The sequence below is a fragment of the Luteitalea sp. genome (assembly GCF_044337415.1).
Classification (GTDB): Bacteria; Acidobacteriota; Vicinamibacteria; order Vicinamibacterales; family Vicinamibacteraceae; genus Luteitalea.
Map to the genome: position 1 here is coordinate 1 of NZ_JBIINP010000133.1, position 11,332 is coordinate 11,332.

At 71.5% G+C, this 11,332-nt stretch carries 8 protein-coding genes; 3 read left to right on the top strand and 5 right to left on the bottom strand.

Going from position 1 to position 11,332, the window contains the following annotated elements; genetic code table 11:
• Positions 1 to 143: 143 nt before the first annotated feature.
• From ACIRDX_RS16125 to ACIRDX_RS16140, 4 genes are read right to left on the bottom strand one after another with little or no spacing between them, the layout of a single operon-like run.
• Positions 144 to 524 carry a hypothetical protein gene (locus ACIRDX_RS16125; RefSeq protein ID WP_396626461.1) on the bottom strand — a complete coding sequence of 127 codons (381 nt, stop codon included), beginning with the start codon at positions 522 to 524 and terminating at the stop codon, positions 144 to 146.
• A gap of 51 nt (positions 525 to 575) precedes the next feature.
• A complete protein-coding gene (locus tag ACIRDX_RS16130) occupies positions 576 to 2,054 on the bottom strand; it encodes an enolase C-terminal domain-like protein (RefSeq protein WP_396626462.1) in 1,479 nt (492 codons plus the stop codon).
• 7 nt (positions 2,055 to 2,061) lie between these two features.
• Complete coding sequence (locus tag ACIRDX_RS16135; protein WP_396626463.1) at positions 2,062 to 2,358, bottom strand: DUF167 domain-containing protein; 297 nt, start codon at positions 2,356 to 2,358, stop codon at positions 2,062 to 2,064.
• Positions 2,355 to 4,658 (bottom strand): beta-galactosidase, encoded by a 2,304-nt coding sequence (locus tag ACIRDX_RS16140; RefSeq protein ID WP_396626464.1) that lies wholly within the window; start codon positions 4,656 to 4,658, stop codon positions 2,355 to 2,357. The genes ACIRDX_RS16135 and ACIRDX_RS16140 overlap by 4 nt, the downstream gene beginning before the upstream one ends.
• A gap of 123 nt (positions 4,659 to 4,781) precedes the next feature.
• On the opposite strand from ACIRDX_RS16140, the gene ACIRDX_RS16145 reads away from it, so the two are divergent.
• Positions 4,782 to 7,238 carry a glycoside hydrolase family 127 protein gene (locus ACIRDX_RS16145; RefSeq protein WP_396626465.1) on the top strand — a complete coding sequence of 819 codons (2,457 nt, stop codon included), beginning with the start codon at positions 4,782 to 4,784 and terminating at the stop codon, positions 7,236 to 7,238.
• 229 nt (positions 7,239 to 7,467) lie between these two features.
• Here ACIRDX_RS16145 and ACIRDX_RS16150 read toward each other — a convergent pair whose 3' ends face one another.
• Positions 7,468 to 8,895 (bottom strand): M20/M25/M40 family metallo-hydrolase, encoded by a 1,428-nt coding sequence (locus ACIRDX_RS16150; RefSeq protein ID WP_396626466.1) that lies wholly within the window; start codon positions 8,893 to 8,895, stop codon positions 7,468 to 7,470.
• A gap of 131 nt (positions 8,896 to 9,026) precedes the next feature.
• Between ACIRDX_RS16150 and ACIRDX_RS16155 the strand changes: the two genes are divergently transcribed.
• Both ACIRDX_RS16155 and ACIRDX_RS16160 read left to right on the top strand, forming a co-directional pair.
• A complete protein-coding gene (locus tag ACIRDX_RS16155; RefSeq protein ID WP_396626467.1) occupies positions 9,027 to 9,701 on the top strand; it encodes a winged helix-turn-helix domain-containing protein in 675 nt (224 codons plus the stop codon).
• Complete coding sequence (locus tag ACIRDX_RS16160) at positions 9,682 to 11,088, top strand: sensor histidine kinase (protein WP_396626468.1); 1,407 nt, start codon at positions 9,682 to 9,684, stop codon at positions 11,086 to 11,088. The genes ACIRDX_RS16155 and ACIRDX_RS16160 overlap by 20 nt, the downstream gene beginning before the upstream one ends.
• Positions 11,089 to 11,332: the final 244 nt, after the last annotated feature.

Below are 11,332 nucleotides of genomic sequence, written 5' to 3' on the forward strand. Positions count from 1 at the left end.
AGAGAAGAGACGGACCGGCCACGCACCGACACGGCCCCGCCATGGGGACCGGGCCGCATCAGGCACGCACGCGGGCCACGCCGCGCACGCAGGGGTCTCCCTACGCGACGCGGTCGCGACCGATGTCTGGTGAAGCGGTCCGGTTACGCCCTGGGCGGGCGGTCGGGGGGCGGCTCGGGGCGCGCCAGCGGAGAGACGACGATGGTCGACGACAGCACGCGGACTTCGCGCGGCAGGTCGACCGCGGGGCCGGCGGGCAGGGGTGCCTGCCAGGCCATCGGGATGCCAGGCTCCGGCGCCAGGCAACTCGCGCTGAGTCGGCAACTTGCCTTCTCGGGGCGCTTGGCCTTGGCATGCATGGGGCAGAAGGTGCCTGGCGCCATGCCACTACAGCAGGCATGGGCGTCGGCCACGCGGGACTCGGTCGGACGACAGCACGCCGCCGACAGCCCGGCCAGCCCGAGTCCCTGCCAGAGCAGGAACACGAGCGCGCACCAGGCAAGGCGAGCCCTGATCATCCGCATCGCGCCTATCCTAAACGACTTTGTCCCGGATTGTGACGAGCACCGGTCGCCTCACGCCAGTCGCGGCCCGGGCGGCACGGCGCCAAGGCCCGGCCCCGTCAACTGCCCCGTCCGCATCACGCCGTTGCGGACCGTGAAGAGCCCCGGGAACCTCGGTTCCCACGCGGCGCTCGCCGACGGCACGAACTGCCGGGCGTTGGCCTCGATCCCCGCGTTACCGGGCACGCGCGCCGCGATGCCTGCCGAATGGATCAGCGAGGCGCCGGGGCACGTGAGGTCCTGCACACACAGGAACATCCCGGCCTGCTGCGCCGCCGCCGCGATGAGCAGCGCCTGGCTCTGGCCCTTGCAGGCCTTGAGAGCGACGCCCGTGTAGCCCATCGCCCGGGCCAGGTGCAACGACTCGATGTCGACGAGCCCCTCGTCGACCACCACCGGCAGCAGCTTCGAGGCCTCGTGCATGACGTTGGCGCGATCGCCGGCCAGGTCGCGCGACGTCGGCTGCTCCACGTACTTGATGCGGGCAAAGCCGTCGGGCGTGAACTCGCGCACCTTGCGCAGGAGCGTGAGCAGGTAGCCGACGTTGGGGCACCCCTCGTTGAAGTCGAGCAGGTAGTGCCAGTCGGCGATGCGCCGCGCCGTCATCGCCTCGCGCACCACGCGGTCGATGCGTGTGATGCGATCGAAGTCCTGCGCCTCGTTGCCGCCGTTCAGCTTGATCTTGAAGTGCGTGAGGCCGTCGCGCGCGATCCACTCGGCCAGCGTGTTGGGCAGTCCGTCGTCGAGGCGCACCTTGAGATCGGACGGCTCGATGGCATCGCTGGCGCCCACCGAATGGAACACCGGCGTCTCGGCGCGCGGCGCGACCGCAACGTGGCGGTCGAGGTACTGACCGGCGAAGGCGGGCCCGAGGTCGCGCGACAGGTCGTGGCGCATGTGACGCGACGAGTACGTCGCATAGCTGCTCAGGCCGAACGCCTTGCCGTAGGCGTCGTGGATCGCGGCATCGAAGGCACTGGCCACCACCAGCGTGCACAGCTTCGGGATGGGCATCGCCAGGCCGCGGCGAGGACCGAGCGCGGCGGCCTCCTGCAGGTACGCAGGCTCGAGCACGCGCCAGAGGTCGATCGGATGGCCCTGGTCGTCGCAGGCGGCGGTGATTGCCCGGAACGCCTCCGCGAGCGCCGTCATCGCGCCCAGGCCCTCGTCCTGCGAGGCCTTCGGGAAGGCCCACGCATTGCCGAGCGTCATCGATCCGAAGCCGAAGGCCTCCTTCCCGTCGCCCGTGCGCACACGCACCTGCACGTTGAGGATCGTGACGCGATCGACGGAGCGCCCCCCGAACATGTAGGGCGCACGATAGGTGTGCCCCTCGAAGGCATGCATCACGTCGACTACGCGGATGTCGGTGGGGCGCGAGGCCCGAACGGCTGGCGCCTGCGCAGCGCGGGCGATCGACGCGAGAGGGAGCGCGGCCCCTGCAGCACGCAGGACGGCGCGTCGGGTCGGCAGGCGGGGCCAGGTCGTCATGGGCGCATTATCCGCGCGAAGCTGCCGCGGCCACCACCGCCTCCGCCTGCGCCCGCGTCAGCCCGTCGAAGCGGAGGCGTTTCTGCCGGGCACGATCGCCCGCGACCAGCGTCACCTGGCGCCGGGGGACGGCGAACGCGGCAGCGAGCACCTCGATCAGTTGGGCGTTGGCTGCCCCATCGACGGGCGCCGCCGCGAGTCGCACCAGGAGCGCGTCGTCGCGGGTGCCGGCCAGCCCCGAACGGCCGGCGCGCGGAATCACCCGGACCGCGATCACCACCCCGCCGGGCACGTCCGTGATCATCGGATGCGCAGCACGCGCGCATCGGCGGCGGGCACCTCGAGATCGACGTGGACGCGCCCGCTCTCGACACGGGCGTCGATCGCGGCCCCGCTCGCGAGGTCGCTCACGCCGCTGGCGGCACCGCGGGCACGGACCCCGACGGTGCCCCGTGCGGGCGCCGCGGCGTGATTGATCACGAACGCGAGGGTCTCGTCGCCGCGCTCGAGGAGGCGGACCTCGAACGGACCGCCCGTGACGTCCACGGGCAGCGTGACGCCAGCCCACGTGAGCAGTCCCGCGTAGAAGCGCTCGACCGCCGGGGTCGGCGTGCTCTGGTACGCCGCGCTCACGTACGACCCGAGCAGCAATGTCTTGCCGTTCCCGTGCGTGGACAGCACTGCACCTGCAGCCCCGCCCGGGAGTGTGGCGACGACCCGCGCGCGTCCGAAGAGCGGCTCCAGTGTTTCCTCGTACCACCGGCCGGGCAGCACGTCGCCGGCCTGCAGGCCCGGCAGGTCCGAAGGGAGCCCCGTCCATGTGAGCTGCGTCTTGCCGCCCGTCGCCGTCTGCACCGCGACCTCGCGCGCGCCCATTACCTCCCACAAGCCCAGGCCCGGGATGCGATCAGCGGCCGCGCCCTTCTCGTTGCTCCATGCGAGCCGCGCCTCCGCGACCAGCGCGCCGCCCTGCTCCACGTATGCGCGCAGCGGCGCCGCGATGGCCTCGGGCGCCATGACGGGATAGGGGAAGATCACGAGCTTGTACGCCGACAGCGACTCGGTCGTGAGGTGGTCGGCGTGCACGTAGTCGATCGGCACGTGGCGGCCAAAGAGTGCGCGATACACCCCGAGCAGCGAATCGCGCTCGATGCCCACGACCTCGCCCTGCGGCCCGCCGTACGTCGCGGCGCGCTGGCGCCCGCCCACGAAGTGCGCCAGCGGGTTGTAGATGATGGCCACCTCCGCGCGCACCGGGCGCGCCTCGAGCAACAGCGCCTGGTTGGCCGAGACGACCCGCGCGATGGCGCCCGCTGCCCGCGCCCGGTCGGTGATCGTGCCGTCGAGCTGATTCAGCCCGAAGCCTCCTGCCTCGTAGCCCGTGCTCATCGGATACCAGGCGTAGTAGTTGATGCCCTTGGCGCCCCGCGCGAGCGCCGACCACGTCCACACGCGCAGATCCCCGGCCGTCACGGTGGGGCTGACGTTCGGGCCGATGGTGCCGAACCCACCCTGCAGCTCGCCGATCCAGAAGCCCCGCCGGCCCTCGTCGTAGCCGAAGGACCGCGTGAAGTCGAGCAGCGCGCCGCGCCACGGGATGTCGCGATCGACGAACGCCGAGTGCTTCGGGTAGAACGATGTCCCGTAGTAGTCGACCTGCCGCGCCATCGTCCAGTCGTCGGCCTGGCCCTCCCAGTGGTGGGGCGAGGCGAACAACCCGACGCCTGCGGCATGGCTGGTGATGACGACGCCGGGCGCCGCACGACGCACGGCGTCGGCGCGCTCCTTCAGGTCCTCGCCGAGCTTGGCGACGATGAAGGCCTTCCAGTCGAGGTAGTCGGCAAACGACAGGATGGTGCTGAGCCGACTCGGCTCGACCTCGTCGAATGTCGTGAAGTGCCGGTACCACGCACGATTTAGGGCCTCCAGCGTGCCGTACTTGCGCTGCAGCCAGCTGCGGAAGCGCGCTTTCGTGTGCACGCAGAAGCAGAACTCGGGATTGGGAATCCAGGTGGGCGTCGCCCAGTTGATGACGTGCGGCTCGCTCCAGAGATCGACGCCGAGGAACGCCTTGCTGCGCGACGCGCGCGTGGCGAGGGCCGCATAGAAGGCCACGTCGGCCTCGCGCACGCCGTGGTGATCGCGGCAGTAGCCGGGTGAAGCCTCCGGCGTGATCGCCTGCCCGTTGCTCGAGACGAAGAGGCTGTCGGGATGGCGCCGCCCAACCCAGCCCGGCGCCGAGTCCATGTAGACCTGCAGCACCAGCGACAGGCCTTCCTCCTCGGCGAGTTCGAGCAGGACGTCGAGTGTCTCGAACTGGTACTCGCGCTCGGCGGGCTCGCCGCTGGCCCAGTCGATCCACGCACGCACCGTGGTGAAGCCGAGGCTCTTGATCGCCTTCACGTCGGCCCGCCAGGCCTCCTTCTTCTGGCGCGCGTCGCGCTCGAGCATCGGCGCGCGGGCCTTGCCGCCGCCGTACCAGACGGCCATCGGCAGCGTCTGCAGGGCGGGCGCGGGCGTCGGCGCCTGCCCGGTGAGCGGCACGGTGGCGAGGGCGGCCACCAGGGTCCCCCAGGCCAGGGGCAGCAGCAGGACGCGGCGCATGGGGGGAATAATACGAGTTCGGCAGTCGGCAGTCGGCAGTGGAGCGTCGCCGCGGCCCGAGCCCGGCCGACGCCCCGTGACGGTAGGGCCGGCTCTCCGAGCCCGGCTCCTCGAGGAACAGGCATGACGCGCAGATCAGCCATCGTCGTTGGAGCCGTCGCCTGCGTGGCGATCGCCAGCGTCGGCATCACGGGCAGCAGGATGGCGGCGCAGGCGCCGCCGCCACGCGACTACCCGGTGCAGCCGGTGCCCTTCACCGCCGTCACGCTGGACGACGCGTTCTGGGCGCCCCGCATCGAGCGCAACAGGACGGCGTCGATTCCGACGGCGCTGCAGCAGTGCGAGATCACGGGTCGCGTCGAGAACTTCCGCCGCGCCGCCCGCGTGCTGCGCGGCGAGCCGCTCGAGAACACGAAGCCGCCGGGGTACCCGTTCGACGACAGCGACCTGTACAAGGTGATCGAGGGCGCCTCGTACGCCCTCAGCGTCACTCCTGACGCCGCACTCGAGGCGAAGGTCGATGCGCTGATCGCCACGATCGCCGCCGCACAGGAGCGGGACGGCTACCTCTACACCACGCGCACCATCAACCCCGCGGCGCCGCATCCCTGGGCCGGGACCACCCGGTGGGAACTGGAACGCGACGACAGCCACGAGTTGTACAACCTCGGGCACCTGTTCGAGGCCGCTGCGGCCCACCACCAGGCGACCGGCAAGCGCACGCTGCTCGACGTCGCGCTGCGCGCCGCCGACCTGCTGGATCGCACGTTCGGCCCTGGCAAGGCCTCCATCTGGCCAGGACACCAGGTGACCGAGATGGGGCTGGTCCGTCTCTATCGCGTCACCGGCGAGTCACGCTACCTGGCGCTGGCGAAGTTCCTGCTCGACGCACGCGGCCCCAACCCGGGCGAGAAGACCAACCCGCGCGGTCTCGAGTACAACCAGGCGCACCTGCGCGCCATCGAGCAGACCGAGCCGGTGGGCCACGCCGTCCGCGCGATGTACATGTATGCCGGCATGGCCGACGTCGCGGCCATCACGGGCGACATGGCCTATGCGAAGGCCCTCGACGCGATCTGGACGCACACCGTGGGCAGCAAGCTGTACCTGACGGGCGGCATCGGGGCGACCGGGGCCGGCGAGGCGTTCGGCGCGCGCTACGAGTTGCCGAACATGAGCGCCTACAACGAGACCTGCGCCTCGGTGGGCATGGACTTCTGGAACCACCGGCTCTTCCTGCTGCATGGCGACGGCAAGTACATCGACGTGCTGGAGCGCACGCTCTACAACGCGCTGCTCTCCGGGGTGGCGCTCGATGGTCGCACGTACTTCTACCCCAACCCGCTCGAGTCGATCGGCCAGCACCAGCGCAGCCCCTGGTTCGGCGTCGCCTGCTGCCCCGGCAACATCACGCGGTTCATGGCGTCGCTGCCCGGCTACGTGTACGCGCACCAGGGCGACACCGTCATGGTGAACCTCTACGCCGCAGGCACCGCGCGCATCGACACGGGTGACGGTCAACGGGTGACGCTGCGCCAGCAGACCCGCTACCCGTGGGACGGACGCGTGGCGATCACCGTGACCCCTGATGCCGCGCGCACGTTCGCCCTCAAGCTGCGCATCCCCGGCTGGGCGCGCGAGCAGCCGGTGCCGAGCGACCTCTACCGCTTCGACGACGCACCGGCGCCGACGCCGACGCTGACGGTCAACGGCGTGGCGGTGCCCCTGGAGGTCGAGCGCGGGTACGCGACGCTGCGTCGGGCGTGGGCGGCCGGCGACACGGTCACGCTCGACCTGCCGATGCCGGCGCGACGCCTGCGTGCGCATCCGTCGGTCGAGGCCGATCGCGATCGCCTGGCGGTGCAGCGCGGCCCGATCGTGTTCGCGGCCGAATGGCCCGACAACGACAGCGACGTCCGCAACGTCGTCATTCCCGCCGACGCGCCGCTCGCGACCGCGTTCCGCGACGACCTGCTCGGCGGGGTGCAGGTGGTGACCACGCAGGGCCAGGCGCTCGCGCGCGAGAAGGACGGCAGCCTCGCGCGGGGCCCGCGTGTCGTCACGCTGATCCCGTACGCCATGTGGGCCAACCGCGGCGCCGGCCCGATGGCCGTGTGGCTGGCCTCTGCCGACCGCACCGCGCGGCCGCGACCCTACCCCTCGCTGTCGGTGCGAAGCACGGTGACGACGTCGACGGCGCGCCGCAGTCCGCGGCCGATCAACGACGGCGAACTGCCGGCGTCCTCCTCGGACTCGACCGCCTACTTCGACTGGTGGCCGCGCAAGGGCGAGACCGCCTGGGTCGAGTACGCGCTGCCCGAGGCGGCCACGGTGCGCGAGGCGTCGGTCTACTGGTTCGACGACACCGGCCGCGGCGAGGTGCGCGTGCCCGCGTCGTGGCGCCTCGAGTACCGCGACCGCGACGCGTGGGTGCCCGTGCAGGCCGCCGTGCCCTACGGCACCGCGAAGGACACCGCCAACCGCATCACCTTCGCACCGGTGCGCACCACGGCGCTGCGCCTGGTGGTGGTGATGCAGCCCGGCTTCTCTGCAGGCGTGCAGGAGTGGAGCGTCGACTGACGTCCAGGCAAGGACGGCTTCGGGCCACAGGCTGCAGGCGACCTGGGCGTGGCACCGCGTACCCTCCCCTGACGTTCCCTGACCGTCGAGCAAGCTCGACGGCTACGTCCGCCGACGGCGACCCGCCCCTCGTTCTCCGGCGTTCAAGACTCGCCAATGTGCGCCTTCGCGCGCGGCGAGTTCGCCGTTCGCCGTCAAGCGCGAAGCGTTAAGCGTTAAGCGTCAAGCGTCAAGGCTTCTTCCCCGCAATCCAGTCCGGCTTCTCCGTGGTCGTGGCCAGCCAGCGCACCGGCTCCACGAGCGAGGCCACCGCATCGCGCATGTGCGCGAGGTTGATGTGGCGGAACTCGTCCGACGGCTGGTGGTACTCCTTGTGGAGGCCGAAACTCGACACCGTGTGCGCCACCACGCCGCGCCGCGCGAAGCGGATGTTGTCGGATCGCTGGAAGAAGTTCTGGTCGGGGTGCGGATCGGCCACCAGGCGCGCGCCGTGCTCGGCGAGCTTGGGCCCGAGCGTCGACCGGTCGTAGCCGGTGAGCCACAGCGTGCCCGCCGCCACCTTCGCGTCGGGCCGCCCGATCATCTCGATCTGCAGGTCGGCGACGATGTCGGAGAGGGGCACCACCGGGCGATCGACGAAGTAGCCCGCGCCGTAGCCGCCGGCCTCTTCGCTGCCGAACAGCGCGAACACGATGGGGCGACGCGGCCGCGGCCCTGACGTCAGCAGGCGCGCCAGTTCCAGCACCGCCGTCACGCCCGAGGCATCGTCGTCGGCGCCGTTGTTGATGACGTCGGTCACCTCGCCCTCCTTCACCGGACGGGCGCCGATGTGATCGAGGTGCGCCGACAGGATGATGGCTTCGGAGGCGGCCGACGGATCGCTGCCCGGCAGGCGCCCCACCACGTTCCAGGTCCGCGCGCGGTCCAGCGGGGCGAGATCGGTCTCGAGGCGCACCGCCGTGCCGTCGGCCATGGCCGTGATGGCGTCGTGGGTCGCGGCATCGAGCGTGAGCAGCGTCGGCGTCGTCGCCGGCCCCTGCGGCACGCCGACCAACTGCGAGGCGATGCGATCGGCCGGGCCACGGCCCCTGGGCGCGGGGCCCCCGGCGACGGCCTTTCGCAGCACGAGGGCCGCGCCCGTCAGCGAGCCGAAGGCAGACGGCGGCGCATCGGCGGGCAGGATGACGACCGAGCCCGGAGCGACCGGCGCGCCCGCCGTCCAGTGGCGCAACGGTCCCGCGATCCTGGCGCCCGACACGGAGTTCACCGAGAACGCCTCGCCGCGCGTGAACGTGCGGTCACCCGCGGTGAGCACCGGCGGCGCCGCAGCCTTGTAGTGCTGTACCTCGACCTGCTGCACGAACCAGCCCTCGTCGCCCATCGGCTCGAGGCCGAGCGCGGCCAGTTGTGCGCCGATGTAGGTGGCCGCGATCCACTCGTCGCGCGTGCCGCTGCCGCGCCCGTTCAGCGCGTCGCTGGCGAGGAAGCGCATGTGGGCGGCAATCCGCCGCTCGAGGAGCGCCGTGTCGAGCGCCGGGGCGGCCGCGACCGCCGCCTTGTCGGGAGCGACCTCGGGTGCCGGGGTGCCGTTGCAGGCGGCAGACAGGGCGAGCAGGCTGGCCAGGAGCGCAGGGCGAGTGTCGAGTGAGCGGCGCATCCCGCCGAAAGTAGCACGACAGGGACAGGGGTCACGCGTCGACGTGAACGTCGACGCCCACGAACCGACCACTCGATCGATGTCCGCTGCGTACCAACCGTTCGCCCGCGGCCTTGCAGTAGATTGTTCGCATGCGCGCCCTGCTCGTGGAGGACGACTCTCGGATTGCCGACTTCGTGGCCAACGGCCTGCGCGAGGCCGGCTTCGTCGTCGACGTCGCGGGCGAGGGCGACATGGGCCTGCAGCTGGCGACGACGGGCAGCCACGACGTCGCGGTGATCGACCTGATGCTGCCGCACCTCGACGGGCTCGACCTCATCCAGCAGATGCGGCAACGCGGCGTGCAGACGCCCGTCCTGATCCTGAGCGCGAAGCACTCGGTCGACGACCGCGTCACGGGCCTGACCGCCGGCGGCGACGACTACCTGACCAAGCCGTTCGCGTTCCCGGAACTGCTCGCGCGGGTCCACGCGCTGATCCGGCGAGCGACCCAGGCCCCGGTCACCACGCACCTGTCGGTCGGCGACCTCCGCCTCGACCTCGTGTCGCGCACGGCCACCCGCGACGGACGGGTGATCGAGCTGCGGCCGCGCGAGTTCACGCTGCTCGAGTTCCTCATGCGCCATGCGGGGCGGGTCGTCTCCAAGACGATGATCCTGTCGCATGTGTGGGAGTACTCGTTCGATCCCGGCACGAACGTCGTCGACGTGCTCGTGTTCCGGCTGCGGGAGAAGGTAGACCGCGGCTTCGACACGAAGCTGATTCACACGGTGCGCGGGGTGGGCTATGTCCTCAAGGTGGCCTGACGCGCTGCGCGACGCGCTCGGCCTGCGCCTGGCGCTGTGGTACGCGGCGATCTTCGTCGCCAGCGCGCTCGCGCTCGTGGTGCTCACCTACGTGCTGCTGTCAGCGTCGCTGCGCCGGTACGACCGCGACACCATCGAGACCACGCTGGTCCAGTACGCGCGGGCGTACATGATCGGCGGCGCCCCCGGGCTGGCGCGCGAGCTGCGCGAGGGCAACCTGGCGGCGACGCCCGGCCCGCTGTTCGTGCGGCTGCTGGGGCCCGGCGAGGAGCTGACGTTCTTCAGCATGCCGCAGCAGTGGCGGCGGTTCGACCTGTCGCAGCTCGACACGCCGCGCCTCAGCGGCGAGCAGACCTGGGCGACGCTGGACACCGGCGACGGCGGCGACGAACTCGAGGTCGCGTCGGTGCGCCTGGCCGATGGGACGCTGCTGCAGGTGGGCAGGAGCACCGACCGGCGCAAGGAATTGCTGGCGCGGTTCCGGCTGGTGCTGCTCGTCGACCTCGCCGTGGTGCTCGTGATCGCGCTGGCCGGCGGCGTCGCGGTGACCTGGTCCGGGCTGCAGCCGGTGCGCGCGCTGCGCGACACGGTGCGGGGCATCGTGCAGACCGGCCGCACCGACGCACGCGTCCCGCCGGCGAGCGGCGGCGACACCCTCGGCGAGCTGGGCAACCTCGTGAACGCGATGCTCGACCGCATCGACCGCGTCGTCGCCGGCATGCGCGGCGCGCTCGACAACGTCGCGCACGACCTCAGGACGCCGCTGACCCGCCTGCGCGGCATCGCCGAGGAGGCGCTCACCTCGGGCGATCCCGTGCGGCAGCGCGCCGCGCTCGCCGAGTGCGTCGAGGAGGCCGACCGCGTCAACGCGATGCTGCACACGCTGATGGACATCTCCGAGGCCGAGACGGGGACCATGGCGCTGACGCGCGAGCCCGTGCCGCTGTCGGCCCTGGTGCAGCAGACCGTCGACCTCTATGAGGATGCGGCAGAGGATCGCGCCATCGTCATCGAGACCGAGGTGGACGAGGGGCTCGTCGTCCCCGTGGATCGCACGCGCATGCGGCAGGTGCTGGCCAACCTGCTCGACAATGCCGTCAAGTACACCCCCGAGGGCGGACGCGTGCGCATCCGGGCACGAGCGCACGACGGGCGAGCCGTGCTGACGGTCGAAGACACGGGGCCCGGTATCCCGCCCGACGAGTTGCCCCGCGTGTGGGAGCGCCTCTACCGGGGCGACCGCAGCCGCAGCACTCGGGGGCTCGGCCTCGGCCTCAGCCTCGTCAAGGCCATCGTCGAGGCCCACGGGGGCTCGGTGGACGTGTCGTCCGTGCCAGGCACGGGCAGCCGCTTCGAGATCCGGCTGCCGCTGTCGACCATCGCCTGACCGACCGGGCGATCGCGCACCTCACCTTTCACCGATGTAATCGTCCTGTCAGGGCCGGGTAATCCAGCCATCGTCTAACCGTGCAGGGGGCGCGAGTCGCGCGTCCTCATCACACAGGCAGGGCCGGCTCTCGCAGCCCGGCCCCGACCACACGGAGAGACGCAACGATGACGACTGATTACGGCACCCTCGGCCGGAAGGGCGCAGCGGCTGGCGCCGTGCTGCTCACCGGCGTCCTGCTCGG